This window comes from Bradyrhizobium sp. ISRA442, assembly GCF_038085055.1.
Taxonomy (GTDB): domain Bacteria; phylum Pseudomonadota; class Alphaproteobacteria; order Rhizobiales; family Xanthobacteraceae; genus Bradyrhizobium.
This window is the reverse complement of record NZ_JALGCN010000002.1, coordinates 65075-87517: the sequence shown is the minus strand read 5'-3', so window position 1 is coordinate 87517 and position 22443 is coordinate 65075. Positions and strand designations below refer to the sequence as shown.

The window sequence follows — 22443 nt, the reverse complement described above, 5'->3', positions numbered from 1 at the left end:
CACACCACCGACAACGGGGCTGCATCCATGTTGACGTTACCGAGACTGGCGGCCGAAACCCTGGAGAAGCTACTGGGCTCGTTCATGCGTCGCAGGTACGACGAGTCCTATGCCAGGGTGCTGGAGGGCGCGACCCGCACGGCGCTGGAATGCATCGGCAACAGCGATGCGCTCTACCACAACATCGAGCATACGATGCTGGTGACGCTGGCGGGCCAGGCGATCCTCATGGGACGCAATCTCCATACGCACCTTTCGGCGGAGGACTACATTCATGTCCTCATCGCCTGCCTCGCACACGACATCGGCTATGTGCGAGGCCTGTTCGCGGAGGATGACGAGGACGGTTTCTTGATCGACGAGGCGGGGACCAAGGTGTCGCTGCCGCGCGGTGCATCCGATGCCAGTCTCATGATGTATCACGTTGACCGGTCGAAGCTTTTTGTGAGGCGGCGGTTGCCGCCGATCCGCGGCATCGACAGCGAGCGAGTCGCCCGCGCCATCGAGGGAACGCGCTTTCCCGCCCGCGAAGGGCAGGAGTATGACGAGGAGGCCTCGGTCCTGCGCGCCGCCGATTTCATCGGGCAACTCGGCGATCCCAACTATCTGCGCAAGGCCAACGCGCTGTATTACGAGTTCGAGGAGGTCGGCATCAACCGCCAACTCGGCTACGATTCGCCCGCCGATATCGTCAATCGCTACCCGCAATTCTATTGGAATAGCGTCGCGCCGCACATCCAGACCGAGATCGGCTATCTCAACAAGACCGAGATCGGCCGGCAGTGGATCGCCAATCTCTACAGCAACGTCTTCCGCGCCGAGCGCGATATCTCGCTCTCCGGGCCGCAGAAGTAGATGCAGCAGCCCGGATGAGCGAAGCGATATCCGGGGGCTGGCGGCATGAACGTGATCCCGGACGTCGCTTCGCTCATCCGGGCTACCGCACCGAGCCATCCGTGAGTGCGTGATGCAACAGAAGTCCGTCACCACCGACATTCTCGACATCGCCTATCTGGAGTTCGGCGCGCCCGGCGGCTGGCCTTGCATCATGGGTCACGGTTTCCCCTACGACGTGAGTGCCTATGCCGAGGCCGCGCCTCTGATCGCGCAAGAGGGGGCGCGCGTGCTGGTCCCGTATTTGCGCGGTTACGGCCCGACCCGTTTCCGTTCCGCCACGACGCTGCGCTCCGGAGAGCAGGCGGCGCTCGGCGCAGATCTGCTTGCCTTCATGGATGCCCTTGGAATCGCGCGCGCCGTCGTTGGCGGCTATGACTGGGGCGGCCGCGCAGCCTGCGTGGTCTCTGCGCTCTATCCGGAGCGCGTGATCGGGCTCGTCTCCGGCAATTCCTACAACATCCAGAACATCGCGCGTTCGATGGAGCCGGCTTCGCCGCCGGAGGAGGCCGCGCTCTGGTATCAATATCTTTTCCATAACGAGCGCGGCCGCCGCGCGCTGGAGCGCAACCGCCGCGGCTTTGCCCGTCAGCTCTGGTCGATGTGGTCGCCCACATGGGCGTTCGACGATGCCACGTTCGAGCGGAGTGCCTTGTCCTTCGACAATCCTGATTTTGTCGACGTCGTGATCCACTCCTATCGCCACCGCTACGCGCTGGTCGAAGGCGATCCAGCTTATGCCGGGATCGAGGCGAAGCTTGCAGGCCAGCCGCCGATTCGCGTACCGACGATCGCGATCGATGGCGACAGCGACGGTGTCAATCCCGGCACCGCGCATCATGCGCGCAAGTTCGAGGGCTTTTTCGAGCGCCGCGTGTTCGCTGGTGCCGGCCACAATCTGCCGCAGGAGCGGCCCGCCGCATGGGCGCAGGCCGTGCTCGACGTACGGAAGGCGGCAGAACGCTAGGCCATTCCGGATACGTCACAGAGCGCCTGGCTCTTCGTCCCGCCGGCTGGCCGGTCTGCCGGCCATCCGATTTTTCGCGAATACGGGAACCTTTTCCGATTGCGGCCGTCCAAGCTGAGGGCCGCAGATGTGCGGAGCATTCGAGGAGAGGTTATTCATGACTTCACACGCGCGTAGGATGGAGCGTGTCGCGGTGGCGCAGGCGCCGAGCGAACGGCCGAGCCGGGCGGAGGTCGAGCAAGCGGTCCGGACCATGATCCGCTGGGCAGGCGACGATCCCGCGCGCGATGGTCTGCGCGAAACGCCGGATCGGGTCGCGCGCGCCTTCGAGGAGTATTTTTCCGGCTATGCGCAGGATCCGACCGAAATCCTGCGAAAGACCTTCGAGGAGATCGAAGGCTATGACGAGATGATCGTCTTGCGCGGCGTTCGCTTCGAGAGCCATTGCGAGCACCACATTGCGCCCATCGTAGGCCGCGCCTGGGTCGCCTATATTCCGCAAGGGCGCGTGGTCGGCATCTCCAAGCTCGCGCGGGTGGTGGATATCTATGCCAAGCGCCTCCAGATCCAGGAGAAGATGACGGCGCAGATCGCCAATACGATCAACGACGCGCTAAAGCCTGAAGGCGTCGGCGTCATCATCAAGGCGACGCATCACTGCATGACCACGCGCGGCACGCACAAGCCCGGGACCGATCTCGTTACCAGCCGCATGCTGGGTGTGTTCCGCGATAATGCGCTGACGCGCCAGGAGTTGCTGGGCTTGGCCAATGCGGATGCGTGATCCGTGCTGCGATAGCAAAGGGAGACGACGCCATGACCGAGGAGAAGAAGCCGAGCGGACCCGACCTGACGCAAGGCGTTTTGCCGACCGACTTCAAGGACGGCAAGCTGCTCGGCCATGTCGGCGAGGAAGATGTCCTGCTGGTGCAGGTCGGCGCGGAGGTGTTTGCAATCGAGCCCGCTTGCAGCCATTACCACGGTCCGCTGGCCGAAGGACTGGTGGTCGGCGACACCATCAGGTGTCCCTGGCATCACGCCTGCTTCTCCTTGCGCACTGGCGAGGCCACGCGTCCGCCGGCGCTGAACACGCTTGCGGTGTGGGAAGTGACGCGCGATCAGGACAGGATCCTCATGCAGCGCAAACGCGCGGTGCCGCAGCCGTCTGCGCCGCATCGCGCGGCGCCAACTCCGGACCGGTTCGTCATCATCGGCGGCGGCGCAGCCGGCTTCGCAGCGGCTGAGATACTTCGGCGCGAGGGATTTGCCGGCGGCATCACCATGCTCAGCCATGACGGCGCAATGCCGGTCGACCGGCCGAACCTCTCCAAGGACTATCTCGCCGGCAACGCCCCGGAGGACTGGCTGCCGCTCCGTCCGGAGGACTACTATCAGGATGCCGGGATCGACCTCCGCCTCAACACCGCTGTTGCCGCGATCGATCCGAAGGCGCGCAGCGTGACGCTCGGCAATGGCGACGAGCTGCCGTTCGACCGGCTCCTGCTCGCGACCGGCGCCGAGCCCGTGACATTGCAGATCCCGGGCGCCGATCAGCCGCACGTCTACACGTTGCGCTCCGTCGCCGACAGCCGCGCCATCATCAAGGCCGCCAGTAGTGCGAAGCGTGCGCTGGTGATCGGCGCCAGCTTCATCGGGCTCGAAGTCGCGGCTTCGTTGCGGGCGCGCAAGCTCGAGGTTCACGTGGTTGCGCCGGAGCCGCGGCCGATGGAGCGTATCCTTGGGCCGGAAATGGGCGACTTCGTTCGCGCGTTGCACGAGGAGAACGGCGTCAATTTCCACCTCAACGACACGGTCGTGCGTTTCGACGGCACGCGCGCGACGCTGAAGAGCGGCGGCGTCATCGAGGCCGACCTCGTCGTGACCGGGATCGGCGTGAGGCCGCGCCTCGCGCTGGCCGAACAGGCGGGACTTGCGATCGATCGCGGCCTGACGGTGGACGGCTATCTCGAGACCAGTGCGCCCGGCATCTTCGCCGCCGGCGACATCGCGCGCTGGCCCGACCCGCATTCGGGCCAAAACATCCGCGTCGAGCACTGGGTGGTTGCCGAGCGCCAGGGCCAGACCGCGGCGCGCAACATGCTCGGCCGGCGCGAGCGCTTCGACGCCGTGCCGTTCTTCTGGTCCCAGCATTATGACGTGCCGATCAACTATGTCGGCCACGCCGAAAGCTTCGACGACATCTCAATCGACGGCAGCATCGCCGGAAAGGACTGCCTTTTGAAGTACAGCAAGGGCGGTCGCGTGCTCGCGGTTGCTTCAATTTATCGCGATCTCGACAGTCTCAAGTCCGAGCTCGAGATGGAGCGGGCGCGCTAACCCTACTGCGTGACAAGGACTTACCTCATCCTGAGGAGCCCGCGACAAGCGGGCGTCTCGAAGGATGGCCGCGGGCGACAGCAAAGCATCGTCCGGAGACGCGCGTTCCGCGCTCCTCACCATGAGGGATGAACAGTAAGTCTAAGGCGTCCATTTGATGTTGATTTGCGTCAATGTCGCGCGGCCGGGGGGCTGTTCTTCTGGCTGTTGTCCCGGCACGGTCCGTGCTATCCTGGCGTGTGCCTCCGGGCTTCGCATGCGGGAGTGGCTGTGATGACAACTGCTTCGGATACGTCTCAAAATCTAGGCTTGGGCTCCGGCATCGCCGCACTGCACGGCAAATGGGGATGGATCGTCGCCCTCGGCGTCGTCTATCTCATCGCCGGCTTCATCGCACTCGGCAGTGTGATGATGGCGACGGTGGCGAGCGTGCTCGTGGTCGGCGCGATGATGATCGTCGCCGGCGTGACCGAGGTGATCGGCGCGTTCCAGTTGAAGAGCTGGGGCAAGTTTTTGATCTGGGCCCTGCTCGGCGTGCTCTACGTCATCGCCGGTTTGCTGACCTTCGAGAATCCGCTGTTCGCGGCCGTGCTGCTGACTCTCTTCCTGGGCGCATCGCTGATCGCCTCGGGGGCCGTCAGGTTGTTTCTCGCCTTCAGCATGAAGCGGGAAAGCCCGTGGGTGTGGGTGGCGCTGTCGGGCGCCATCACGCTGCTGCTCGGACTATTGATCGTGGCGCGCTGGCCGGTGAACAGCGTCTACATCCTCGGCCTGTTCCTCGGCATCGACCTGATCATGGCGGGCGCCGGCTGGGTCAGCCTGGGCTTCAGCCTGCGGCATCGGCACTAGGCCGCGCCGCCGGAGTGGGATCGTGATGCGCTGGTTTCATCTCGCCGTCATCGTGCTGTTCGCCGCGGCGACGTTGATCTTTGCCGCGCAGAATTTCGAGACGGTGACGATCTCCTTCTTCAAGATGAACATCAGCCTGCCGCTCGCGCTCCAGACCCTGGTGGTGTATCTGCTCGGCGCGGCGACGGGCGGCAGCCTCTTTGCCCTGCTGCGGCGCTCTTACGCACGCTCGAAGCGAGGCGGATAAACCAGCAACTCGACGCAAGACCGTGTTGTGGATCTCCGGTGATCTGGCGCGCTGACAAAAGCAGCACGCCTCGCGTTCGCCTCGCCGCGTCGCGCGGGTGACAAATCACTGGGGAGAAACCATGAAAGCCGCTTTGGCCCTGGCCGCAGCGCTTGCTGCCGCCTCTCTGTCCGCGCCCGCTTCCGCGCAGAAATCCTACGGTCCCGGCGTCAGCGACACCGAGATCAAGATCGGCAACACCATGCCCTATAGCGGGCCGGCTTCGCCGCTCAGCATCACCGGCAAGGTCATTGCGGCCTATTTCGACGAGGTCAACGAGAAGGGCGGCGTCAACGGCCGCAAGCTCAATCTGCTCTCGCTCGACGATGCGTTCTCTCCGCCCAAGACCATGGAAGCGGCCCGGCGGCTGGTCGAGGGCGATGGCGTCGCCTTCATTTTTGCGACCATGGGCACGGCGCCGAGCTCGGCGATCGCGAAATATCTCAACAGCAACAAAGTGCCGCAGCTCTTTTTGATCAGCTCGGCCTCGAAGTGGAACGATCCCGTCAACATGCCGTGGTCGATGGCGCTGCCTTGGGCGCCGAACTACACCAGCGAGGCCGCGATCGACGTCGCCTACGCCCGCGCCAAGAACCCGAATGCGCGCTTCGCGGTGCTCTATCAGAACGACGATGCCGGCAAGGAATATCTTCGCGGTATCAAGGAAGCACTCGGCGCCGATGCCGACAAGGCGATCGCGATGGCCTCGAGCTTCGAGGTCACTGACCCGACCGTCGATTCCCAGGTGCTGACGCTCGCCAATACCAAGGCGGACGTCTTCATGATCTATTCGGTGACGCCGCGAGCTTGCGCGCAGGCGATCCGCAAAGCCCACGAGGTCGGCTGGCAGCCGCAGCGCTTCCTCGCCAGCGGCTGTGCCAACAAGGCGACCGTGATGGTGCCGGCGGGCCTCGATGCGGGCAAGGGCGTGCTGTCGCTCGGCTCGCTGAAGCCGTTCGTGGCCGAGCCGAAGGACGATCCGGCGATGTCGGCCTATATCGACTTCATGAAGCGTCGCCTGCCCAATGCGGATGTCAACAATGTCGCCGGCCTCTACGGCTACACCGTCGCCGAGGCGCTGGTGGTCGTGCTCAGGCAGTGCAAGGACAATCTGACGCGCGAGAACATCATGGCGCAGGCGGCGAACCTCAGAAGCGTGCCGCTGTCGCTCTTGATGCCCGGCATCACGCTCAACACCACGCCGCAGGATTTCCGCCCGATCAAGGACGGCTATATGCTCCAGTTCGACGGCAATGACTGGATCGTGGCGAGCGAGCTGTTGCGCGGCACGTGACGGGCGGACCGGCGCACGGGAGGACACATGGACTTTCAACACTCCGAACGTTCGCTGGAGCTCCAGGAGCGCGTCCGCCACTTCATGCGCCAGCATGTCGAGCCGGTCGAGGAGCTCTATTACGAGCAGGTGAGGCCAGAGGCCGCGCGCTACCGGACGCCGCCCGTCCTGCAGGACCTCAAGCGGCTGGCGCGCGAGCAGGGGCTCTGGAACCTGTTCTTGTCGGGCGAGCATGGCCCAGGGCTTACCAATCTCGAATATGCCCCGGTGAAGGAGATCATGGGCCGCATCCTCTGGGCGCCCGAGGTCTTCAACTGCTCGGCGCCCGATGTCGGCAACATGGAAGTGCTTAGCCATTACGGCACGCGAGCGCAGCAGCAGCGTTGGCTCAAGCCGCTCCTGGAGGGGCGCATCCGCTCCGGCTTCTCGATGACCGAGCCGCAGGTCGCCTCCAGCGATGCCACCAACATCCAGTGCGAGATCCGGCGCGACGGCGACGACTACGTCATCAACGGGCGCAAATGGTTCACCTCCGGCGCGATGAACGAGGATTGCGAGATCCTGATCGTGATGGGCAAGACCGCGCCCGATCACCCGGACCGCCATCGCCAGCAATCCATGATCCTGGTGCCGAAGGCGACGCCGGGCGTGCGCATCGTGCGCGACATGCTCACTTTCGGCTATGATGATGCGCCCGTCGGCCATCCCGAGATCGTCTATGACAACGTCCGCGTGCCGGCCGAGAACATTTTGCTTGGCGAGGGCCGTGGCTTCGAGATCGCGCAGGGCCGGCTTGGGCCGGGCCGGATCCACCATTGCATGCGGCTGATCGGCTGCGCCCAGCGCGCGCTGGAATTGATGTGCCAGCGGGCGGCCTCGCGCGTCGCCTTCGGCAAGCCGCTCGCCGAGCAGGGCTCGGTGCGTGAGGACATCGCGCACTCCTTCTGCGAGATCGCACAGGCCCGGCTGCTCACGCTGCAGGCCGCCGACAAGATGGATCGCGAGGGCAACAAGGCCGCACGCGACCTGATCGCCGCGGCCAAGATCGTAGTGCCGAGCATGGCCGCGCGCGTGATCGACCGCGCCATCCAGATCCACGGCGCCGCCGGCGTGTCGCAGGACACTTTCCTGGCGCGCGCCTACGTCTACGCCCGCTTCATCCGCATCGGCGATGGCCCCGATCAGGTGCACCTCGCCGCGATCGGCAAGGAGCTGATCAGGCGCGGCGGCGTGATGGCGGGGTAGGGTGCCGGCTGTCCTTCGCCTCTGCCCGCTTGCGGGGAGAGGCCGGATTGCACCGAAGATGCAATCCGGGTGATGGGGAGTCTCCACGAGTCGCCGGCGCCGAGATCGCAGAAGCAGCCCCTCACTTTCAGCGCGAGCGAAGCTCGTCGCGACCCCGTAAGAGGGGGGAGAGGGACTAGCTCGCCTTGGCGCGGGCATCCGACGCAAATTCTGGAAGAAGATTTCTATCTCGCGCGATCGCGTTTCTGCCTTACCTTGGCAGTCGCGCACTTCGCCTTGACCCAACCCAGACATTGCCGACTGAGGCTTCCTGCCGAAACGGTGCTGGCAGGCCGATAGTCCTCGTGGTTTGATAGCTGGGTCGAACTGAACGAAACGCCGGGGCAATACATGAGGCGACGGGCGTTTTTGCAAGCGGCGGGAAGCGCGGCCATGGCGTGGCCGATGCGGGCGTGGGCTCAAAGGGACACGAAGCTGCCGCTGGTGGCGGTGCTGTTTCCAGGCACTGAAGAACTCTTCAAGCCAAGAGTGGCGGCAGTGCGTGGGGGCCTGAAGGACGAAGGGATGGTCGAGGGCCGCGACTATTTCCTTGAGGCACGCTTCGCGAGTGGCGATCTTTCACAACTGCCTCGGCTCGCCCAAGAACTGGATGCGTTGCAGCCTCGGGTGTTCGTGGCCGCCGCCCATGCGGTTGCGACTGTGCATAGCTTGCGACCCGACGCTCCGCTGGTATTCACCGCCATGGCCATTGACCCGATCGCGGTCGGACTTGCAGAGAGTTACACGAGGCCGGGCGGTACAGCCACTGGTAACGTGATGAACGCAGTCGGCGGGGAGGAGAGTCTGACCGCAAAGCGCCTTGGCTTTTTCAGGGATCTCGTCCCGGACATCCGGCGAATTGGCATGATCGGAGTTGCGGATTACGGCCTGGCGCGTCTCGAGACCTCCGAAGAAGCAGCGTTGCGCAAGGTCACAGCGCAATTGGGAATCAGCTTTGACAGTTATGAGATCAAGCCCACTCTCGACGATCTCGAAGCGGTCCTTACGAAGGCTTTGGGTGACGGCGTCGAAGCATTCTACGTGTCTGGCGATCCGGTTCTGACTTATAAAATCTCCGTCGTTATGCCCCGTATTCTGGCGACGGGTAAGCCTACGTTTGGCCCTTATCCCGATTGGGCGCGAGCCGGTCTGCTCCTGACGTATTCCAGTGATGCGGTAGATGGTTTTCGGCGCGCAGGGGCCTATGCCGCCAAAATCATCCGAGGTGCAAATCCCGGTGATCTGCCGATCGAACAGGCCAGCAAGTTCTGGTTGGTGATCAATCTCAAGACAGCAAGACAACTCGGGATCAAGGCTCCCTCAAACTTGCTGGCGCTGGCTGACGAAGTGATCGAATAGTCGCGAGATGTCGGCTTCCGACCGACAGCAAAACGGATAACAGCCCGGCCGATGGCGGCCTGCTATCCCATCCAACGTGGTATGGACAGATTTTCTTGCGCAGGGATTCCGGATTGAACAGCTTGGATCGATAGCGCTGTCCCCCATCCGCGAGAAGGGGGCGATGGTTTTGCCTGGACCGAGGTCGCGCGCAAGTCGCATGGCTCCGACGATATCGATAGCGCTTGAGCCGGAACACAGCCGGACCATCCCATTAGCGGACATGGTACCCTCCTCCGGAGAATACCGCCGCTATTATTGATCTAAATCAATACGCGATTGATGCTTTGGCTAAGCATCGCGCCGCCTACTTCGTAGACGCTACGGAGATTGACATGGGCGTTCGATTGTCGGCGGTGTTGATCACCGCAGCTTTTTTTACGACGACCATTTCAGGTTTTGCTCAAGACTCCTTTTCGTTTGAGAACCTCGTCGTGAAGGCGAGAGGCATCGAGGTTTACAACACGACGGGCGTCAGCGATTGCCCGGCCCAACTATGGGATACCCTCGACGTGCGGAAAATCCGGCGGCAATTCCGCGCGCTCAAGATCGAGAAGAACGGGCCGCATTTTTGGATGATGGACTCGCAAACGGTATCGTTTGGGACCAAGGCATCATTTGGTGGTATTGACGCGCGGTGGGTTGCCCGGCTGCCGCTGCTCACGGCCGTGGAGGCCGCGACGGGCTCCAAACCCTACAAGGTCTTCACCCCGAAGAAGACGCAGAGGATGGTTTATGCGAAGGGCAAGCCCGTTTACGAACTCATCGATCCCGACGGCAACGTCTACGTCCTGCAGGCGCACGAGGAAAAGTTTCCGATCGAGGCGCTTGCGAAGCTTGGCGAGAAGCTGAAACTGCCGCCTGGCTGGAAGTTCCGAACCAGAGAGCTGAGCGAGGATCTGGTGTTGGACCTCAAGTCGGATCAAACCATCTACGCTATCGGTGACGAATACCATCAGTATTGGACGCGAATTCCAGATGGCAAGGCGAGCAGCGCCACGACTGCGAACTGACCACGGTCTCGGCGCTGCGCATGGGGCAGTTGCGCGCTCGGCCCCGCCCATGACCCGACCGAAGCGGGGTGTATCATGCGTACAGCTATTCCTCTCGTCGTTATCATCGTTATGATCGCGATCTCGTCGCAGGCTGCGATCGCCGGTGTAAAACGGCACGCGTCGATCCCGCAGGCGCTGCAGGGATCGTGGGCGACGAGCGCGGATGCCTGCAAAATCGCGGACAAATCAGCCGTCGCGCTCGCAGCCAAGACTTACGCCGGTCCCGCGGGGAACTGTGCCGTGATGTCGGTGAGCGAAACCCCCAGCCCGCACGGGGCAGTCTATTCCGCCCGTTTGCGCTGCCCGATTAAAAACGGGCAGCAGAAATGGTCGGAAACCAACCTGGTCATCCGTCCTGACGACACCAACCAGATTTCGGCCGGCCCCGATTTCGGCAGTCTCAAGACGTATCAGCGGTGCCCCTGATCTCGCGCTGCGTTTGACCATGCCGGTCAAACCAGCCGATCGCGAGAAATGGTGTTTTGCCCGACGTCAAACGTCGTGAGCTCGCCGACGGCATGGCGTCGGGCATGGCCGCGCGCGTGATCGACCGCACCATCCAGATCCACTGTGCCGCCGACGTCTCGCAGGACACGTTCCTGGCGCGCGGCTACGTCTATGCCCGCTTCATCCGCATCGGCGGCGGGCCCGACCAGGTGCATCTTGCCGCGGTCGGCAACGAGCTGATCAAGCGCGGCGGCGTGATGGCGGGGTAGGGCCGTTACCCTCCGCAAGGGCGTGCACTCACAGATGTCTGTTTATGGGCGTGAAGCGAATCTAAGGCGGGCCAACTGGACTCCGCCTTTTGATGCTAAGCGGACGTTCGGTCTCATGGCTTGACGCTATGCAGACGTTCCGTTGATCTAGGTCAACGTCAGCGATCCTTTGGCGCTCATGGTGCGTTCAGCCGGACCTGGGGCGGCTCCCATCGCCTTTCAGTTCGGCAAGCGCGAGGAGGGAGGATGGCGATGCATCCGAGGAAGTGTCTTCCGATCAAGTCAGCGATTGCCGAGATTGCTGCTGGCGTCCTGATGGGGCTTGCAGGCCTCACTCTCAATCCAGCGCCAGCCAAGGCAGTCGTGTACTGCCAGTACGTTGACTATCCGCAGGGTTGCGTTGCCAGGGCAGGCGTCGTGCTCAGGCCTCGGCCGGTGGCGCGAGCAGCGGTCCGCGCTGGCACGGCTGGCCCGGGCAACCTGAATGGCGGTGTCAATCGCGTTGGGGTGCGGCGGTAGGTTCGCGCGTCACGTGCCCCTTGGCGGCGACGAAGCCTCCCGGATCGCTATCCAGCAGATGAAGCGGCCATAATCCGGTTTATGGGCTTTATCGAGCGACATCGATTGAAATTGAACTCTACCGGACTGGAGAGCCTCAGTGTCAGTCGCCGCCAATTACAGCGTGGACGAGCACTTGCGCGACGGCAGCCCGGTCCAAATCCGGGCGCTCCGGTCGGAGGACGAAGCCGCTATGCTGGCAGCATTGGAGCAGACCAGCATCCAGTCGCTGCAGCGCCGCTTCTTCGCGATGAAGCGCCATTTCTCCGACAAGGAGCGCGCCTTCTTCATGGACATCGATTTCAGGTCTCATGTCGCGCTGGTTGCGCTCGCGGAGCAAGCCGGCCAAAAGGCTATCGTCGGAGGCGGTCGGTATATTGTCTTCGAGCCAGGGCGCGCCGAGATGGCATTCGTCGTCGTAGACAATTGGCAGGCGCGAGGCATTGGTTCGATTCTGATGCGCCATCTCATCGGGCTCGCCGGGGATGCAGGACTAAGGGAATTGACAGCAGAAGTGCTGCCCGAGAATTCAGCAATGCTTAGAGTATTCAGCAAGTTCGGCTTCAAGCCCGTCTCGGGCCGCGACCCGCAAACGGTCCATTTGAAGCTCGAGCTCGCGTAAAGCTACGCCGGGCTCGAAAGGTACCGTCCCGGCAGCGACTGTCTCAGCACCACTGCGGCTGCGCTTCAACAGCCATGATGACGTCATGCGGCTGTTTTGCCCGACGTGTCAAAGGTCTTTGCGGCGTCTGATGTGCCCGCGCGCGGTCTTGCGCGTCGCCTTAGGCAAGCCGCCTGCCGAGCAGGGCTCGGTGCGCGAGGACATCACGCACTCCTTCTGCGAGATCGCACACGCGCGGCTGCTCACGCTGCAGGCCTCCGGACCGCGACGGCAACAAGGCCACGCGCGACCTGATCGCCGCGGCCAAGATCGCGGTGCCGAGCATGGCCGCGCGCGTGATCGACCGCGCCATCCAGATCCACGGCGCCGCCGGCGTCTCGCAGGACTCGTTCCTGCCCGCGCTTACGTCTACGCCCGCTTCATCCGCATCGGCGACGGCCCCGACCAAGTGCACCTCGCCGCGATCGGCAAGGAGCTGATTAAACGCGGCGGGGTGATGGCGGGGTAGGGCCGCTAGGGTGATGCCGCATCGAAATGGTGGAGCGTCGGCCGGTTTTGCTTCACAAGCGGCACAGTGCAGCCGATCATCTGCCCGCTATGGCTTACTGACTCCGAGAGGCCGCATGGGTCAGTGAAACTTCTCGCCACGATCCAGTTTCGCAACAATTTGCGCGATCCGCCTGGCGCGCGTCTCGGGCTTCTTCGCTGTATGAAGGCGATAGTAGATTGAATAGAGATTTCTGCGATCGAGCGTCGCGAAGAACGCTTTCGCCGCGGGCATGTGCTCCAAGGCGTCGAGAAAGTCTTGCGGGATAGTCATGTCCGCTGAGCCCGCGTATGCGGTGTTCCATCGTCCATCCGACCTGGCCGCTTCGACCTGAGCCAATCCAGCGGGAAGCATCCGCCCTTCCGCGATCAGGGTTGTTGCATGACGGCAGTTCTTGGCCGACCAATTGGAATTCACCTTCCTCGGGGTAAGTCGTTGCAAGTACGACGTGTCGTCGAAAGGTTTCATCTGGCCATCGATCCAACCGACGCGGATGGACTCAATAACGCAATCGTTCCACGTCACCGACGGCACGCCCGTGTCTGATTTGAAGATCCGCACCCAGAGTTCGGTCGCAGTGCCATGGTGCTTCTCAAGCCAGTCCCCAAGCTTGGATGCGTTCTTAAATACCAACGGGGCTTGCTGCTTTTTGCGAACCATAGGCAACTCTACCACGTAGGCAGCAAAGCCTCCATCTGCGGACAACAAACCCAGTGGCAAGCTCTCTTGGCTGAGGTCTGTTGTTGGGCCCTTCGCCGACTTGCTAGGGCGGCGATCTGGCCAGTAAAGCGGACAAGGCATGCCCTCGCTGGCTGATGATCTATGAGCACACGCCCAGGTCCAGGGGCTGAGGGCGGGATGGTTTGATTCGGGGAGGTGGGCCGCCGCCATGATGGGATTGTGCTGGTGTTTTGCCCGACGTGTCAAATGACTTCGTAAAATCCGCAAGGTCGCGCCGGCAGTCAAGCCATTGATAAAGCTGTCACCGGCTACTTTGCATGGGGTTGTTTTCGAGATTTTTGTCGAAGCGACCCCACCGCCGACTTCGCAGCGGTGGCCGCGCTGTCATCCCGCCTTCGCGAGGCGGCTATCCGCCGGCCCCGAGCGCAGGTTCCGGAAGAACTTCTCCACCTCCCGTGACAGCGTCTCCGCGGTGGCGGTCAGGCTGCTCGCTTGCGTCAGCACGGAGGCCGCCGCCGTGTCGGTCTCGCCGATGGCGTCGCGCAGCGAGGCGATGTTGGCGACCAGCGTCTCGTTGCCCTGCGCGGCCGATTGTGCGTTGGAGGAAATCTCACGCGTGGCGGAGTCCTGCTGGCCGATGGCGCCGGCGATCGCCGAGGTGACCTCGTTGATCTCGCGCACTGCGCCGCCGATCTCGCGCACGGCCTCCACCGCGTTGCGGGTCGAGGCCTGGATCATCGAGACGTTCTCGCCGATCTCGGCGGTCGCCTTGGCGGTCTGCCCCGCGAGCGCCTTGACCTCATGGGCGACGACGGCAAAGCCGCGGCCTGCGTCACCGGCGCGCGCCGCTTCGATCGTGGCGTTGAGTGCAAGCAAGTTGGTCTGCTCGGCGATCGCCTGGATCAGGTTCAGCACGCCATCGATGCGCTGCGTTGCCGCCGCGAGGCTCTCGATCTCGGCGATCGATTTCTCGGTGCGCTGGCCGGTCTGCTCGACCGCGCCGGCCGATTGCCGCACCTGGCGGCCGATCTCCTCGACGGACGCCGACAGCTCCTCGGCCGCGCCCGCCACAGCGGTGACGTTGTTCGAGGCGAGCTCGGTGGCATTCGCCGCCGTGCCGGCGCGGCTGCTCGCATCCGCGGTGACGCGCGTGATGGTCTGCGCGGTCTCGCGCATGACGGAGGCGTTGTCGGTGAGGCCGCGCATGACCGCGCCGATCGCGTCGCGAAACTCCTCGACCGATTTCTCGATATGGCGGGCGCGTTCCTCGCGCGAGGCGGATTCCTGCGAGACCTGAGAGGCGAGGTTGCGGTTGCGGCCCATGGCCTCCTGGAATATCCGGATCGCGCGGGCCAGCGCGCCGATCTCGTCGGCGCGCTCCGTGTGCGGCACCGTGACGTTCTCGGCGCCGTCGGCGACCTGCTTGATGGTCGCAGTGATCGCCGAAAGCGGACGGGCGATGGAGCGGGCGATGATGATGATGCCGATGACCACCAGCGCCAGCGCGAGGCCGCCGAGGCAGGTCAGGACGAACGACAGCGTGCGGTTGGTCTCGGTCTCCTGCGAGATTTGCCTCGCGCGCTCGGCATAGACCTTCGACAGCGCTTCGAGATCCTTGTTCAGCGCCGAGCGCACGGAGCGGTTGGCGTCGTTGTCGCCCCATTCGCGGCCCGCGGCCGGGCTGATCTCGTTGGCGCGGCGGACCAGCTCCTTGCGGAAGTCGACGAACTGCTCGATGCGCTTCTTGAAGGTAGCGAACTGCTCGGCGTCGTCGGCCTTGACGATGGTCTCCCAGCGCTTGACCACGTCCAGGATCTGCGCATTGAACTTGAGCAGGCCATCGCCGTATTTCTTCACCACCGCCGGGTCGGTCGACATGTAGACGCCGCGGGATTCCATCACCACGGCATAGACCAGCGAGTTGACGCGCTCGACGTTGAACGCCGCCGCGTTCGCCGTCTCGATCGCGGCGATCAGTTCGGCGCTGCGGCGGCTGTTGTAGTCGGACAGCATCGCGATCGCGGCGGTAAGCAGCGCAAACAGCGCGAAGATCGCATAGAGCCTGTTCGCAAGCGTGAAACGGCCTGCCAGGCCGGCGGCATTCCCAGATCGGTCAGTTGTCATAGTGTCAGGGGCCCGAAATGGCCGTCGATGGCCGGTGAGCGCGGTCGTGCAAAAATTGATGCAAAATTATGCAGAATGAAGATGGATGCATTGTTAACGCGGTCACTTGCGGAAACTTGAGCCGTTTCAGTGCTTTGATAGAATCTATCGGTTTGCTGAGAACCGCGTTCAAACGATCGATTTGAGCTCGGTCATTGGCCGACGAATCCGGAGGGGCCTTTGGTCTACCGCCACACCATCGACGCTACGACCTACACCTTCCCCGGCCTGCGGGACCTCCTGGCCAAGGCTACGCCGCCGCGCTCCGGCGACCGGCTGGCGGGGATCGCCGCCGATAGCGCCGAGCAGACGATAGCGGCGCGGATGGCGCTCGCCGACGTCCCGCTCGCGCAATTCCTCCAGGAGGCCGTCATTCCCTACGAAGCCGATGAGGTCACCCGCCTCGTCATCGACGGTCATGACGCCAAGGCATTCGCGCCGGTGGCCTCGCTGACGGTCGGCGCCTTCCGCGACTGGCTGCTGTCGGATGCCACGACGCCCGAGGTCTTGCGCAAGCTGGCGCCCGGCATCACCCCGGAAATGGCGGCCGCCGTATCAAAACTGATGCGCAACCAGGACCTGATCCTGGCGGCGCGGAAGTGCGAGGTGACCACCGCCTTCCGCAACACCATCGGCTTGAAGGGACGGATGAGCACGCGGCTCCAGCCCAACCATCCCTTCGACGATGCCAGGGGCATCACCGCTTCGATCCTCGACGGCATCCTGCTCGGCGCCGGCGATGCCTGCATCGGCATCAATCCGGCAAGTGACGATCCGGCGGTCATCGCGCAATTGTTGCGGCTGCTCGACGAGATCATTGTTCGGCTCAAGATCCCGACCCAGGGCTGCGTGCTGACCCATGTCAGCACGACGCTGTCGCTGATCGGGCAGGGCGTGCCGGTCGACCTCGTCTTCCAGTCGGTCGCAGGCACCGAGGCCGCCAACCGCAGCTTCGGCATCGATCTCGCCTTGCTGAAGGAAGCGCAACAGGCCGGACTGTCGCTGCGGCGCGGCACCGTCGGGCAGAACGTGATGTATTTCGAGACAGGACAGGGCTCGGCGTTGTCGGCCAACGCCCATCACGGCGTCGACCAGCAGACCTGCGAGGCGCGCGCCTATGCCGTCGCCCGCGCCTTTGCGCCCCTCCTGGTCAACAGCGTAGTCGGCTTCATCGGCCCGGAATACCTCTATGACGGCAAGGAGATCATCCGGGCGGGGCTCGAGGACCATTTCTGCGGCAAGCTGCTCGGCCTGCCGCTCGGCATTGACATTTGTTACACCAACCATGCCGAGGCGGACCAGGACGACATGGATAATCTCCTGACGCTGCTCGCCGCCGCCGGCGTCACCTTCATCATGGGGGTGCCCGGCGCCGACGACGTCATGCTGAACTACCAGTCGACTTCCTTCCATGACGCGCTCTATGTCCGTGATGTCTTCGGCCTGCGCCGCGCGCCGGAATTCGACGACTGGCTGGTGCAGTCGGGCATTGCGGGGGCCGATTTCCGCCTCGCCGGCGATGCCGTCCTGCTGCCCGATTTTGCGTCGCGGCTGATCGCCTGAGCACACCCGCGCAGAAAATGCGCCCGGCGGCAATGAACCGGAGAAACCATTGGCACGTCTTACGAATTAGACTGGTGCCACAATATTGAGGAATTTCGGTCGCAGCGTTACGTTATGTGTCTGACCGTCCATTCTGCACAGGTTGTAGAACGTCGTTGTTGGGGGAAGTTCGATGCGCGCTAACAGCAACGGAACGATCCGGCACATCCTCTGCGTCTTCCCGCGCTACACCTCATCGTTCGGGACGTTCGAGTATTCCTATCCGCTGACTGACGGGGTGAAGGCATTCATGCCGCCCCAGGGGCTGTTGCTGATCTCGGCCTATCTGCCCAAGGAATGGCAGGTCAAATTCGTCGACGAGAACCTCCGCCGCACGACCAAGGAGGAATTCGAGTGGGCCGAAGTCGTCTTCGTCAGCGGCATGCACATCCAGCGCCAGCAGATGAACGACATCTGTCGCCGCGCCCATGAATTCGATCTACCGGTCGCGCTCGGCGGCCCCTCGGTCAGCGCGTGTCCCGACTATTATCCGTCCTTCGACTACCTCCATGTCGGCGAGCTTGGTGATGCGACCGATGAGCTGATCGAAATCCTGTCGCGCGACACTTCGCGTCCCGACGAGCAGGTGGTGCTGACCACCAAGGACCGCGTGCCGATGACCGAATTTCCGATCCCGGCCTACGAGCTCGCCGACGTAAGGAAATACTTTCTCGGCAGCATCCAGTATTCCAGCGGCTGTCCCTATCAGTGCGAGTTCTGCGACATTCCCGGTCTCTATGGCCGCAACCCGCGCATCAAGACGCCGCAGCAGATCATCGCCGAGCTCGACCGCTTGCGCGAATGCGGCATGACCGACACGGTCTATTTCGTCGACGACAATTTCATCGGCAACCGCAAGGCGACGATGGACCTGCTGCCGCATCTGATCGAATGGCAGAAGAAGACTGGCTATGTGATGCGGCTCGCCTGCGAGGCCACGCTGAACATCGCCAAGCGGCCCGAGATCCTGGAGAAGATGCGGGAGGCCTATTTCATCACCATCTTCTGCGGCATCGAGACACCCGATCCGGACGCGCTGCACGCGATGCACAAGGACCACAACATGATGGTCCCGATCCTGGAGGGCGTGCGCACCATCAACTCCTACGGAATGGAAGTCGTCTCCGGCATCATCATGGGGCTGGACACCGACAAGCCGAATACATCCGATGCGCTGCTGGCTTTCGTCGAGGACTCCCAGATTCCGCTACTCACCATCAACCTGCTTCAGGCGCTGCCGAAGACGCCGCTGTGGGACCGGTTGGAGCGGGAAGGGCGCCTGATCCATGACGAGGGGCGCGATTCCAACGTCGACTTCCTGCTGCCTTATGACGAGGTCATCGCCTCCTGGAAGCACTGCATGGAGGTCGCCTACGAGCCCGCGAAGGTCTATGCGCGCTTCCAGTATCAGTGCGACCACACCTATTCAAACCGGCTCAAGGTGCCGGTGCCCGACGAGATGAAGACCTGGCCCAATATCCGGCGTGCACTCGTCATGCTGAGAAACATCTTCTGGAAGGTCGGGGTGCTCGGCAACTACAGGCGCGTGTTCTGGAAGTTCGCGCTGGGGCGTATCCGGCGTGGCGATCTCGAAGGCCTGATCGGCAGCACATTGGTCGCGCATCATCTCATTACGTTTGCGCGTGCGGCGTCCAGCGGCAAGCAGAACGCTTCGAACTACTCGATCCGGCTGCGCGAGGCGGCCGTTCCCGCCGAGTGAGCGACATGCCCGATCCGGCCGTCCCGGCCCGCGCGACACGCGATCTGCGGTACTTCACGCCTGCGCGCGTCGCGCTCGGGCGCAGCGGCGCGAGCCTGCCGACAAAGCCGCTGCTCGATTTCACGCTGGACCACGCCCGCGCCCGCGATGCCGTGCACGCCGTTTTCGATGCGGCGCGGCTGGCCGCCGAGCTCGGCGAAGTCGGCCTCTCACCGGTCGCCGCCAGCAGCCGGGCGGTCGATCGCAGGGACTACCTGCGGCGGCCGGATTTGGGGCGGCAGCTCGATGCCTCTTCCGCCGAGGCATTGGCGCGAAACGCCACCGAGCCGGGCCGGCTTGCGATCGTCATCGGCGACGGCCTGTCGCCGGCTGCCGTGCATGCGCATGCCGCGGCCTTGATGAAGAGCCTGCTGCTGCGGCTCGCGGCAGGGGACCCCGTCGCGATCGGCCATGTCGTTGTCGCCTCCGGCGCACGCGTGGCGCTCGGCGACGAGATCGGGGCCATCCTGGGAGCGCGTATGGTCGTGATGCTGATCGGCGAGCGGCCGGGCCTGTCCGTACCCGACAGTCTCGGTGCCTATCTGACCTTCGCGCCAAAGCCGGGGCGCACCGATGCCGAGCGCAACTGCGTCTCGAACATCCACCACGGCGGGCTCAGCCATTACGAGGCGGCGGTCAAGATCGACTGGCTCGTGCGGGAGGGCCTGGCTCGGCGGGTGACCGGGGTCGCGCTGAAGGACGAGAGTGGCGATCGCGCCCCGCGCCGAATTGGCACAGTCCTGATCGAAGGAACGGAATCGGGGGCCAAAATGTCCTCATCTTGATCGGTGTGGCCTGCTTGCGAGACCATGGCGGGACCTGCTAAACCCCTGCGGCGATTTTCCGCGCATTTTCAAGGGGCAAGCCTCCCATCCGTATGGCGTTTCAGGCTGTTCGCGGGACGCAATAAGCTCATAATCCGAGCCGATTCAGGAACTGGACAAGGCATGCTCGAAAAGCACAGCGAGAGTGAGGTTCATGTCGACAAGGTCGAGCAGGGACCCGCGTCCTCCATCGCCTTCGGGCTGGAACGTCTCGGGCTGATCGCCGTCCGGGCGCCGGTCGTCTCCTGCCTCGTCCTGATCGCGCTGATCGTCGGCGCCGTGTTCGGCATCCAGCGGATCAAGATCGACGATTCGCTGTCGCAGCTCTTCCGCTCCAACAGCCGCGAATTCCGTCAATACGAAGAGGTGACGAAGAAGTTCCCGGCCGAGGAGTTCGACGTTCTCGTCGTCGTCGAAGGGAAGAATCTCTTGGAGCGGAGCAATCTGGAGAAGCTCCGCGACTTCGTCACCGACCTGCAGCTCGTCGAAGGCACGCGCGGGCTGGTCTCGCTGTTTTCCGCGCGCCAGGCGCCAGCGCCGGGCAAACTGCCGGCCGCGCTATTCCCCGGCGAGCTGCCCGAGGGCGAGGCCTATAACAAGTTCATCGAGACCGTCAAAGCCAACGAGATCATTCGTGGCAAGCTGTTGTCTGAGGACGGCACGCTCGCGCTGATCGTGCTTTCGCTCGATCCGGATGTGGTCGCCTCCAGCAAGCTGAGCAAGACCGTCGGCGACATCCGCGCGCTGATGAAGGAGGATCTCGGCGAGACTGGCCTCAACGTCCAACTCTCCGGGGTGCCGGTGATGCAGCTCGAGATCCGCAATGCGGTCGAGCGCGACGGGCTGACCTATAACGTTCTCGGCATTCTCGCCGGTTGCATCATTGCCATCATCTTCTTCCGCAAGATCTCGTTCATGGTGGCCGCGGCGTTCCCGCCGATGATCGCGATCCTGCTGGCGCTCGGCGCGCTCGGCTGGGCCAACTTCAATCTCAACATGTTCCTGAACGTGATGACGCCGCTCATCATGGTCATCAGCTTCTCCGACTCGATGCAGCTTACCTTCGCCGCGCGTGACCGGCTGATCGCGGGGCAGGACAAGTTCACCGCATTCAAGAACGCGGTGCTGGTGGTGGGACCGGCCTGCGTGCTGACGCACGGCACCGCCGGCATTTCCTTCATCGCGCTCCAGTTCTCCGACTCCGACCTGATCCGCAAATTCGGGGAAGCCGGGCTCGCGGCGACCATCATCGCGCTGGTTGCGGTGCTGTCGCTCGTGCCGGTCTTCGGCGTCCTGTTCGTCCGCAACGAGAGGGTCTTCGCCGTCAAATTCCAGAGCGCCGACGCCGGCGTCCAGGCGCTGCGTAATTTCTGCTACTGGATCGCCGTGCGCATGGTGGGCCGGCCCGGCCTGTTCAGCCTGATCGCGGTGCTGTTCGTCGGCAGCCTCGGCATCATCTACGCCAATCTCGAGCCGCGCTACCGGCTCGCCGACCAGGTGCCGGACAAGCGTCAGGCGGTTGCCGCCAGCGACCGGCTCGACGCCAAGCTGACCGGCGCCAACCCCGTCAACGTGCTGATCCAGTTCCCCAAGGGCGAATCACTGTATTCGCCGGAGACGCTGCAGACGATCGCCGAGGTGCACGCGACCGTGGAGAAGGCCGCGGGCGTCGGTAACGTCTGGTCGCTCGAAACCCTGCGCCGCTGGCTTGCGGAGAAGGCCGGCAGCGCTGATGTTGCGACGCTCAAGGAATATGTGAGCCTCATCCCCGAGCATCTGGTACGACGCTTCATCGATGCTGAGCAGGATGCGGTCGTGGTCGCTGGCCGCGTGCCCGACAAGGATTCCAGCCAGCTTTTGCCGATCGTCGACAAGCTCGATTCCGAGCTCGACGCCGTCCGCAAGAAGCATCCCGGCTATGAGGTCGCGGTCACCGGCCTTGCCGCCATCGCCGCGCGCAACTCGGCCAACATGATCGAGAAGCTGAACCGCGGCCTCACCGTCGAATTCGCCCTCGTCGCGTTATTCATCGGCCTTGCCTTCCGCTCCTGGGTGGTGATGCTCGCCTGCATCCTGCCGGGCATCTTCCCTGTGGTGATGTCGGGTACGGTGCTGTGGGCGATGGGCGAGGGCCTGCAATTCGCCAGCGTCGTGGCACTGACCGTCTCGTTCGGCCTCGGCCTCAGTGCGACCATCCACTTCCTCAACCGCCTGAGGCTCGAGAGCAAGCCCGGGGTTTCATCCTCGCTCGCGGTCGAGCGCGCCACGGTCCTGGTCGGTCCTGCGCTGATCCTGACCACAGTGGTGCTGGCCTGCGGCCTCGTCGTCACCGTGTTCTCCGACTTGCCGTCCTTGCGACTGTTCGGCTGGCTCAGTGCTTTCTCGATGGTCATGGCCCTCGTCGCCGACCTCTTCATCCTGCGGCCGACGGCGATGTGGCTGATCAACCTGCACGAGAAGCTTCAAGGCGCGGACAAGCGCGCGATCTGAGCAGGGCAACGGAGGTTGCGTCACGCTCACGCACTATCCCGTACGGATTGAAGCTGGTCGATGTCAGCAAAAAGCCCCCGGCTTGCGAGGGCCGGGGGCCAAATCCTTTCCGATCGG

Annotated in this window: 19 protein-coding genes and 2 pseudogenes; 19 read left to right on the top strand and 2 right to left on the bottom strand. The window is 63.6% G+C overall.

Translation table 11 applies throughout. The features are described 5' to 3' along the window. Positions 1-27: 27 nt before the first annotated feature. The 15 genes and pseudogenes from MTR72_RS03555 to MTR72_RS03485 all read left to right on the top strand — a co-directional run. Entirely contained in the window at positions 28-855 is an 828-nt protein-coding gene (locus MTR72_RS03555; protein WP_280965048.1) for a metal-dependent phosphohydrolase, read from the top strand. A 112-nt stretch (positions 856-967) separates the two neighbouring features. Further along, positions 968-1861, top strand: coding sequence for an alpha/beta fold hydrolase (locus MTR72_RS03550; RefSeq protein ID WP_280965047.1), 894 nt, complete (start codon positions 968-970; stop codon positions 1859-1861). A 157-nt stretch (positions 1862-2018) separates the two neighbouring features. Continuing rightward, positions 2019-2645: a GTP cyclohydrolase I FolE gene (gene folE / locus MTR72_RS03545; RefSeq protein ID WP_280965046.1), complete on the top strand. Its 627-nt coding sequence runs from the start codon at positions 2019-2021 to the stop codon at positions 2643-2645. Between the two features lie 32 nt (positions 2646-2677). Continuing rightward, a complete protein-coding gene (locus MTR72_RS03540; RefSeq protein WP_280965045.1) occupies positions 2678-4198 on the top strand; it encodes an FAD-dependent oxidoreductase in 1521 nt (506 codons plus the stop codon). Between the two features lie 273 nt (positions 4199-4471). After that, positions 4472-5047 (top strand): HdeD family acid-resistance protein, encoded by a 576-nt coding sequence (locus MTR72_RS03535; protein ID WP_280965044.1) that lies wholly within the window; start codon positions 4472-4474, stop codon positions 5045-5047. Between the two features lie 25 nt (positions 5048-5072). Continuing rightward, complete coding sequence (locus MTR72_RS03530; RefSeq protein ID WP_280971034.1) at positions 5073-5294, top strand: lipopolysaccharide assembly protein LapA domain-containing protein; 222 nt, start codon at positions 5073-5075, stop codon at positions 5292-5294. Between the two features lie 121 nt (positions 5295-5415). Next, positions 5416-6627 carry an ABC transporter substrate-binding protein gene (locus tag MTR72_RS03525; RefSeq protein WP_280965043.1) on the top strand — a complete coding sequence of 404 codons (1212 nt, stop codon included), beginning with the start codon at positions 5416-5418 and terminating at the stop codon, positions 6625-6627. A gap of 27 nt (positions 6628-6654) precedes the next feature. After that, positions 6655-7872, top strand: a complete 1218-nt coding sequence (locus MTR72_RS03520) for an acyl-CoA dehydrogenase family protein (RefSeq protein ID WP_280965042.1) — start codon at positions 6655-6657, stop codon at positions 7870-7872. 432 nt (positions 7873-8304) lie between these two features. Next, complete coding sequence (locus MTR72_RS03515) at positions 8305-9270, top strand: ABC transporter substrate-binding protein (RefSeq protein WP_280965041.1); 966 nt, start codon at positions 8305-8307, stop codon at positions 9268-9270. Between the two features lie 374 nt (positions 9271-9644). Next, positions 9645-10322, top strand: a complete 678-nt coding sequence (locus MTR72_RS03510; protein WP_280965040.1) for a hypothetical protein — start codon at positions 9645-9647, stop codon at positions 10320-10322. A 75-nt stretch (positions 10323-10397) separates the two neighbouring features. Next, positions 10398-10790, top strand: coding sequence for a hypothetical protein (locus MTR72_RS03505; RefSeq protein WP_280965039.1), 393 nt, complete (start codon positions 10398-10400; stop codon positions 10788-10790). 104 nt (positions 10791-10894) lie between these two features. After that, a pseudogene (locus MTR72_RS03500) lies at positions 10895-11080 on the top strand (acyl-CoA dehydrogenase family protein); the annotation flags it as partial. Positions 11081-11332: 252 nt separating this feature from the next. Then, positions 11333-11599, top strand: a complete 267-nt coding sequence (locus MTR72_RS03495) for a hypothetical protein (protein WP_280971033.1) — start codon at positions 11333-11335, stop codon at positions 11597-11599. A gap of 139 nt (positions 11600-11738) precedes the next feature. Then, positions 11739-12260, top strand: a complete 522-nt coding sequence (locus tag MTR72_RS03490) for a GNAT family N-acetyltransferase (protein WP_280965037.1) — start codon at positions 11739-11741, stop codon at positions 12258-12260. A 124-nt stretch (positions 12261-12384) separates the two neighbouring features. Continuing rightward, a pseudogene (locus MTR72_RS03485) lies at positions 12385-12768 on the top strand (acyl-CoA dehydrogenase family protein); the annotation flags it as partial. Between the two features lie 120 nt (positions 12769-12888). Here MTR72_RS03485 and MTR72_RS03480 read toward each other — a convergent pair. Both MTR72_RS03480 and MTR72_RS03475 read right to left on the bottom strand, forming a co-directional pair. Next, positions 12889-13467: a YdeI/OmpD-associated family protein gene (locus tag MTR72_RS03480; protein WP_280965035.1), complete on the bottom strand. Its 579-nt coding sequence runs from the start codon at positions 13465-13467 to the stop codon at positions 12889-12891. Between the two features lie 405 nt (positions 13468-13872). Next, a complete protein-coding gene (locus MTR72_RS03475) occupies positions 13873-15612 on the bottom strand; it encodes a methyl-accepting chemotaxis protein (RefSeq protein WP_280965034.1) in 1740 nt (579 codons plus the stop codon). A 219-nt stretch (positions 15613-15831) separates the two neighbouring features. Between MTR72_RS03475 and MTR72_RS03470 the strand changes: the two genes are divergently transcribed. From MTR72_RS03470 to MTR72_RS03455, 4 genes are all read left to right on the top strand, one after another. After that, positions 15832-17214, top strand: a complete 1383-nt coding sequence (locus MTR72_RS03470) for an ethanolamine ammonia-lyase subunit EutB (RefSeq protein ID WP_280965033.1) — start codon at positions 15832-15834, stop codon at positions 17212-17214. Between the two features lie 172 nt (positions 17215-17386). Next, a complete protein-coding gene (locus MTR72_RS03465) occupies positions 17387-18973 on the top strand; it encodes a B12-binding domain-containing radical SAM protein (RefSeq protein WP_280965032.1) in 1587 nt (528 codons plus the stop codon). Positions 18974-18978: 5 nt separating this feature from the next. Then, positions 18979-19797: an ethanolamine ammonia-lyase subunit EutC gene (eutC, locus tag MTR72_RS03460; RefSeq protein WP_280965031.1), complete on the top strand. Its 819-nt coding sequence runs from the start codon at positions 18979-18981 to the stop codon at positions 19795-19797. Positions 19798-19959: 162 nt separating this feature from the next. Further along, positions 19960-22326 carry an efflux RND transporter permease subunit gene (locus MTR72_RS03455; protein WP_280965030.1) on the top strand — a complete coding sequence of 789 codons (2367 nt, stop codon included), beginning with the start codon at positions 19960-19962 and terminating at the stop codon, positions 22324-22326. Positions 22327-22443 lie beyond the last annotated feature (117 nt).

Excerpts from the sequence above, each read along its gene's own strand:
- MTR72_RS03555 (WP_280965048.1), top strand. The coding sequence starts at position 28 with ATGTTGACGTTACCGAGACTGGCGGCCGAAACCCTGGAGAAGCTACTG.
- MTR72_RS03550 (WP_280965047.1), top strand. The coding sequence starts at position 968 with ATGCAACAGAAGTCCGTCACCACCGACATTCTCGACATCGCCTATCTG.
- folE (WP_280965046.1), top strand. The coding sequence starts at position 2,019 with ATGACTTCACACGCGCGTAGGATGGAGCGTGTCGCGGTGGCGCAGGCG.
- MTR72_RS03540 (WP_280965045.1), top strand. The coding sequence starts at position 2,678 with ATGACCGAGGAGAAGAAGCCGAGCGGACCCGACCTGACGCAAGGCGTT.
- MTR72_RS03535 (WP_280965044.1), top strand. The coding sequence starts at position 4,472 with ATGACAACTGCTTCGGATACGTCTCAAAATCTAGGCTTGGGCTCCGGC.
- MTR72_RS03530 (WP_280971034.1), top strand. The coding sequence starts at position 5,073 with ATGCGCTGGTTTCATCTCGCCGTCATCGTGCTGTTCGCCGCGGCGACG.
- MTR72_RS03525 (WP_280965043.1), top strand. The coding sequence starts at position 5,416 with ATGAAAGCCGCTTTGGCCCTGGCCGCAGCGCTTGCTGCCGCCTCTCTG.
- MTR72_RS03520 (WP_280965042.1), top strand. The coding sequence starts at position 6,655 with ATGGACTTTCAACACTCCGAACGTTCGCTGGAGCTCCAGGAGCGCGTC.
- MTR72_RS03515 (WP_280965041.1), top strand. The coding sequence starts at position 8,305 with ATGGCGTGGCCGATGCGGGCGTGGGCTCAAAGGGACACGAAGCTGCCG.
- MTR72_RS03510 (WP_280965040.1), top strand. The coding sequence starts at position 9,645 with ATGGGCGTTCGATTGTCGGCGGTGTTGATCACCGCAGCTTTTTTTACG.
- MTR72_RS03505 (WP_280965039.1), top strand. The coding sequence starts at position 10,398 with ATGCGTACAGCTATTCCTCTCGTCGTTATCATCGTTATGATCGCGATC.
- MTR72_RS03495 (WP_280971033.1), top strand. The coding sequence starts at position 11,333 with ATGCATCCGAGGAAGTGTCTTCCGATCAAGTCAGCGATTGCCGAGATT.
- MTR72_RS03480 (WP_280965035.1), bottom strand. The coding sequence starts at position 13,467 with ATGGTTCGCAAAAAGCAGCAAGCCCCGTTGGTATTTAAGAACGCATCC.
- MTR72_RS03475 (WP_280965034.1), bottom strand. The coding sequence starts at position 15,612 with ATGACAACTGACCGATCTGGGAATGCCGCCGGCCTGGCAGGCCGTTTC.
- MTR72_RS03465 (WP_280965032.1), top strand. The coding sequence starts at position 17,387 with ATGCGCGCTAACAGCAACGGAACGATCCGGCACATCCTCTGCGTCTTC.
- eutC (WP_280965031.1), top strand. The coding sequence starts at position 18,979 with ATGCCCGATCCGGCCGTCCCGGCCCGCGCGACACGCGATCTGCGGTAC.
- MTR72_RS03455 (WP_280965030.1), top strand. The coding sequence starts at position 19,960 with ATGCTCGAAAAGCACAGCGAGAGTGAGGTTCATGTCGACAAGGTCGAG.